Genomic DNA, 5555 nt, shown 5'->3' with positions numbered 1-5555 from the left:
GTGGTTGGCATAAAGATGGCACCTCCTTTGATTGATACGTCTATCGTACCGGAGGTGCCGACTCGTTTATATGCGTTATTTGATTACGGGCTTACGTTGAATCTAAGTTTTTTAGTTTTTGTAGGTTTTGAATCCAACTTAAAAGTTTTACGAACCCCTCTTCATTATTTTCAAATGTGAGAGGATCTCCGACTACAATTCCACGGAAGTTAACAGCTCGAGCAACGTGTAACTGTTGGGCTATATCCACACCTACAATTAGATGTGTATCGGAAATTCTTTCTATTAGTTGATTTTGTTTGTCCTGCATTTTAAAATTCATAGTAGGGCTTCCTCCTTAAGACTCTGAGTTAGATTGGACTCTATACTCGTATCTTACTGAGGGGCTCTATTTTTTTCAAACCTGATATTTAACGATCTACAGGAATGCTATCCTGCTTCTTTTATACAGTATGATTTTTCATCGTATTAAACGTAAGCAAAGATACTAAAAATGTCAGTTAACTATCTTTGTAGATGCATTATCTACAGTAAGTATTTGTAGTTTTCAATGTTAACAAACATAGGTTTATACTTTGAGGGGTGGTATGGAAGGCTTGGCTGCCTGATGAAACAACTTCTTCTGTCTCTCAAGACAATCTATCCACAGTGTTTCTGGTAATTAATTGATGTATGTTTTAGCAGTATGTTAATTGATCTTGCGACTTATTTCTAAAGAGATAATGTATGGATACTAATATCTATCCATATTTCTGAAGCTGTTTTTATTCGGGCATAGTTGAAGAAGAAAGAACACTCTAGTGGAAATTTTACTTCTATTACGAATGCAATAAAAAATATCATTTAGGCAAACCTAACCATATAAAAATATGGGAGTGGTTGCTATGAATAAAGTAGTGCTAATGTTAGTCACGGTATTTTTCTTAACTGCTGGAAATGCTTCGGCTGCTAAAGTTACAGCAGTAGGAGGAAAGAAATATGAAGTGAAGGATCAAGCTACTAGGATGTTTATATATGACACAATGCAGGTATGGATGCATCATAGCTTAGTGGATTATTATCATAATAAATATCATGCAGACTCCATAAATTGGGGAGAGCCTAAACCAGAAGGAATACGCATTTGGATAAAGCAGCTTGGACCGAGTGAAAACGACAGAATATACACCCATCTTATAAAAATCTCTTTACAACGTGATGAATTGATTATTAATGATAAGAAAAAAATAAAGACAGAAGATACATTTACTTATGCGGTTAATGCACGCTTACTTTCACTTTGTCCTGAATCTGGTAAGTCTGAAAAGGAATTTAAATTAATCAATTCTTATCATAAAGTGCGACCATAATTGGTTGCACTTTTAATATAAAAGAGATGCAAATTGCACCTCTTTTTCTACTGTAAATTTAATTTTTCTCCTGTGAAACGAAATCTCTGGTATATTACTACTCACTCCCATCGCCATCATCAATCCCGTCTCCACTGCCTTGAACATTATCAGAATCGAAAAAATCATTGATTTTGGTGATAATAGTTGTATCCTTATGTTCAAGATTGCTTTGATGTAAAAAGTCTCCTAGGGAAAAACACTCTATTACTTGATCCTTGTCCTTTCGAGTGAATAAAAAGATAACAAATATTAATAACAGTAATATAATCAATATTAATAACTCCATAAAATACACCCCTCAGAGAAATACTATTCCAAAGTGTGAAAAAAAGAACCGTGACCTAAGGTTCGTCCTTTCCGAATTCAAAGTAACATTGTGAAGAGTTGAAGAAGGAAATTCATTTTTGAGATAGAATTGAATAGTATCTTTAGTAACTCATTGGGACTACAATTGTGGACACAAAAGTTATTATCCTGGAAAGAAAAGACAGAAGGGATGAAAGTTACAAATAACGCTTGAATTATCCAAGCCATTTTTTATTAGACATTATTAAAATTTGAATGGGATCTCTTCTTGATATGCTTTCTTATATTGTTCAATCAGTTCTTTCCTATCTTCATCGCTATTTACTGGAATATCTCCGCCAACAGGTACTAATGTGTGCCAATTTTCATTACTTTCGTACTTGGTTGCAAATAAATATGTTTGATCTTCTAAAAGAAGTTTATCATCATCTATTAGAAACAAATATTTTCCTTCGAAGCCACCTTGTTGATTAACTTTAATTCTCCCATTTAATTCACCCTTAATATTATCCAATACCTCTATTTCGAATTGTGTTTCTGGAGGACCCCCTAACGATTTAGTGCCAACTTGTTTTATGACTTTTCCAAAAAATACATTATCTGAAAACCCTACAACCTCTCTTGGATTGCCTATATCGATTACACTACTTGTTTCTATTGTACTAATGATTGGGTTTTCTGGAGGGGTATTTGTTATAAATTTGGGTACGAAAAAACCTAATGCCAACAAAGCTGCTATTGCTGGTCCAATAATAAAAGACCATTTACGTTTTGTTTTATCCATCTCTAATTTTGCTTTTGAAATTCCCATTTTACTTCGTTCACTTAGTTCTTTCGGAATTTCAATTTTGTCCATTTCTTGCTTAATGTTATTGTTCAATTACCTCATCTCCTTCCATACTTTTACGTAGCTTATTTAAAGCTCGATATAAAATTGTTTTTGCTGTACCTAGAGGAATGCTTAATGTTTCTGATATATCTTTAATCGTTAAACCTTGATAAAATCGAAGGATGATCACGCTTTTTTCATCTTCATTTAATTTTTCAATTAAGTCTTTAACCGTCATTTCTAATACAATATCTCCATTTACATCTCCCGATATAGACTCTCCAAATTCTGGCTTTATGTGATCCTCATTTTTTTGTTTACGAAGGATGTCAAGTGAGCAGCTAATCGCGATTTTTACTAACCAAGTTTTAAAATATTCAGGTTGTTTGAGATTTTTAATTGATTTAAAAGAACGATAAGCTGTTTCTTGAATAACATCGAGTGCATCACTTTGATTTTTCACATAGATATAAGCGATTCTGTAAACGTCTGGTTCGTATTTCTGGAAAAGTGTTAAAAATGCTTTATCATTCCCTTTTTGAGCTTTCTTCACTAAATATAAAATCCGACCCACCCCCTTAAATTCCTTTCATCTATTAGACGGACGAGCGATTCATTTGGCTTTAAGTATTTATTATTTATTTTTGAAATTTTTTTGCGTTTGAAACAAGATTCTTTTTCAAATAAATTATTTAGCTTATGGTAAATTCCTTTCTGACATTCGTCTAAGCTTGTGATACAAACTTATATGCAAATTGAAGATCACTACACTATTTCTATTTAAACTGAAATGAACGAAACTGCACTTTATTTCAATAAAAAAACGAGCTGCATTGCAACTCGTGATACTTAACTAACGCACCCGTTGAATAAGAAAATTTATGTTTCTCCATAAATATCAGCAAAATATAAAAATCCACTTTTCCGCACAATGTAATTACTTAGCTCACTCTCAGTCGCCTTTTCGAATGGAGGTTTTGTTAAAGTGTATGCTTTTGCATTAGGATAAAACTTAATAAAATTGTTCTTATCAACTTTATAAGAAAATTTATACTCGTATATATCTGATGTAAAAGATTCTATAGGATAACCCATAAACAACACGTGAGTTCTTATAGCTATTTTTGGAGTTAAATGTAATAAAAGAAAAATGACTACCACTACTATTACTAATGTTGTATTCCGTATTATTTTTTTCAAAATACTCCACCCTTTTATTTCGCTTTAAGATATTATTCTCTTACATATAGTAAAAGTCCTTCTTAATCTAAACTGCCACGTTACTTTAAGTAGATTTTTTCACAATCTCATTTTGACAATTTGCTAAAAATATTCGGGTACTCTGCTACTATTCGACAAAAAATGGTTAATTCCTTTTATTTATAGGTAATTAGTAACAAAAACCCCTTCTCAAGTGAGAGGGGTCAAGTTATTTAGGGTACTTGTTATTCATAATCATTTGAAATTCTTCATACAGATAGGTAAGGGTTTGAAGTTATCGCTCCCTTTTCCCCCTGTTCACACCGTACGTGCGACTTTCATCGCATACGGCGTTCCAACTAATCCATTTCATTCATTTCTATGTATTTCTTGAAGCAAGTATAATTCCATTCAAATTGTGAAATTTTTGCATAGTTTTCTGAGTTCATTAACTTTATCTTTTTGTCTTTTGTTTAATTTTAAAACATCAAGAGAAGATTTGATTTTAAACATATCCTTTAGATGTATGAGTCGGTGAACTATTTCATGCAACACTATCAAGTTTGAATATCTATCATCCTTTGAAATTTGATAAGGTTTTATGTGATGACAGTGCCAATTGCTTTTACCAAGTTCTGTTCCAGTTACTGCACACCTACCGTATTGGGCTATGAACTTACTAATGCGATTGTCGTTATATTCAATCGTGCGATTTGGAATGAAGTTTTTCATGACATAGCTTAATACGCTCTTATTAATTGCTTTTAAATTGTTGTGTATTTTTGCTCTACCTTCGGCAGTATAATTACAAACATCTTGCGAAAAACAGAGATTTGTTCTATGCCTTTGGGCATAAATAGGGACAAACACCATGTTTTGAATCTTAAAGAATTGAGGTGAGTATCCTTTATAGCGTTTTTGGAGCGTTATAGTCATATCATCAAACTTAGCTTCAGTTCTGAAGTCCTTTAGACGATTATATAGAGTCTTGTTTAAGTGGGAGGACAACTCGCTTAAATTATCTGAGATGTTAGTAGCTGCTGCGTAATAGTTTTGGATACCCATTACGACTGTATTATAATGCCAAACAGTTTCAGCACAAGGCTTCTTCTGAATTGCCTTTATAGAATCTTTAATTTTAATGAGTGCATTGGACTTAGCTTTCTTCGTCATATTTGATTGTGCTACAAATCCATACCTTGTTTTTCCTTTTCTAATTGCTCGAAAGGAAAAACCGAGGAATTCGGAAGAATTCTTCTTTAAATTGATGACCTTTGATTTTTCTTCACTTGTCAGAAGATGTAATCTATTTTTCAGAAAATCCTTGATGGCAAAATTCATTTTAATGGCTTGCGACCGAGTACGACATAATACCTTAAAATCATCCGCATATCTTACGATGTAACATTCTTTGAGGTTTGAATTCTTTAGTGCCTTTACTTTGCTTCCATTATGTTTGTAGTCATGGTTACTATTAAACGTTTCCCATTGATTACTAACCCACCAATCTAGTTCATTTAAAACGATATTGGATAAAAGAGGTGAAAGTATACCCCCTTGCGGGGTTCCTTTTGTTGGCAAGCCTTCTCCTTCAATCTCTGCTTTTAATAGTGTTACTGACTTTCTATTTTGGCAAGAAATTGACGGTATTATTTGTCCTAAATCTGACGGAGATATTGGCCGATAGAAAGGGGAAGCCAGTAAATTCCTTTAGCTTCCCCCTCAACTAAATACCAACCTGATAGGTTTCGTTTTGTTTTAAATAAAATTTTGTCTCATTCCTACCAACGATAATATACCAATCCCTTCCGAGTTCAATACGGCAAGAA

At 33.0% G+C, this 5555-nt stretch carries 6 protein-coding genes and 2 pseudogenes; 1 reads left to right on the top strand and 7 read right to left on the bottom strand.

The window, feature by feature from the left end:
- Positions 1–97: 97 nt before the first annotated feature.
- A pseudogene (locus tag ACIQCO_RS27815) lies at positions 98–322 on the bottom strand (IS110 family RNA-guided transposase); the annotation flags it as partial.
- Between the two features lie 562 nt (positions 323–884).
- On the opposite strand from ACIQCO_RS27815, the gene ACIQCO_RS27810 reads away from it, so the two are divergent.
- Entirely contained in the window at positions 885–1349 is a 465-nt protein-coding gene (locus ACIQCO_RS27810; RefSeq protein ID WP_400435382.1) for a hypothetical protein, read from the top strand.
- A 97-nt stretch (positions 1350–1446) separates the two neighbouring features.
- Here ACIQCO_RS27810 and ACIQCO_RS27805 read toward each other — a convergent pair whose 3' ends face one another.
- The 6 genes and pseudogenes from ACIQCO_RS27805 to ACIQCO_RS27780 form a co-directional block, all read right to left on the bottom strand.
- Positions 1447–1662 carry a hypothetical protein gene (locus tag ACIQCO_RS27805; RefSeq protein ID WP_400435380.1) on the bottom strand — a complete coding sequence of 72 codons (216 nt, stop codon included), beginning with the start codon at positions 1660–1662 and terminating at the stop codon, positions 1447–1449.
- Positions 1663–1941: 279 nt separating this feature from the next.
- Positions 1942–2577 carry a hypothetical protein gene (locus ACIQCO_RS27800; RefSeq protein ID WP_400435378.1) on the bottom strand — a complete coding sequence of 212 codons (636 nt, stop codon included), beginning with the start codon at positions 2575–2577 and terminating at the stop codon, positions 1942–1944.
- Entirely contained in the window at positions 2567–3079 is a 513-nt protein-coding gene (locus ACIQCO_RS27795) for an RNA polymerase sigma factor (RefSeq protein WP_400435376.1), read from the bottom strand. The genes ACIQCO_RS27800 and ACIQCO_RS27795 overlap by 11 nt, the downstream gene beginning before the upstream one ends.
- 326 nt (positions 3080–3405) lie before the next feature.
- Positions 3406–3726, bottom strand: a complete 321-nt coding sequence (locus ACIQCO_RS27790; protein ID WP_400435374.1) for a hypothetical protein — start codon at positions 3724–3726, stop codon at positions 3406–3408.
- A 411-nt stretch (positions 3727–4137) separates the two neighbouring features.
- Positions 4138–5337 (bottom strand): annotated as a pseudogene (locus tag ACIQCO_RS27785) (reverse transcriptase domain-containing protein); the annotation flags it as partial.
- Positions 5338–5452: 115 nt separating this feature from the next.
- A complete protein-coding gene (locus ACIQCO_RS27780) occupies positions 5453–5545 on the bottom strand; it encodes a hypothetical protein (protein WP_400435384.1) in 93 nt (30 codons plus the stop codon).
- Positions 5546–5555: the final 10 nt, after the last annotated feature.

Source organism: Neobacillus sp. NPDC093127 (assembly GCF_044754175.1).
In the GTDB taxonomy this organism is placed as follows: Bacteria; Bacillota; Bacilli; order Bacillales; family Cytobacillaceae; genus Neobacillus.
This window is presented reverse-complemented; position numbering and strand designations above follow the sequence as displayed.